The 254-nt window shown below is 59.4% G+C and carries 1 pseudogene; it reads right to left on the bottom strand.

From position 1 onward, the window contains the following. Positions 1-216, bottom strand: a pseudogene (locus RAD10_RS42285) (IS6 family transposase); the annotation flags it as partial. Between the last annotated feature and the right edge of the window lie 38 nt (positions 217-254).

Genomic DNA, 254 nt, shown 5'->3' with positions numbered 1-254 from the left:
CGGATCAAAGCCACGCCGCCAGAACCAGCGCAGCCGCTTCTCCATCTCCGGGGCGTAGCACTGGACCCAGCGATAGATCGTCGTATGGTCGACCGAAATGCCGCGTTCCGCCAGCATTTCCTCAAGGTCGCGATAGCTGATCGGATAGCGACAATACCAGCGCACCGCCCACAGGATCACATCACCCTGGAAATGGCGCCACTTGAAATCCGTCATCGTTCCGTCCGTCCAATCTCCGCCAAGCATGCTCAAGC

The organism is Bradyrhizobium sp. 23AC, assembly GCF_054863025.1.
This window is presented reverse-complemented; position numbering and strand designations above follow the sequence as displayed.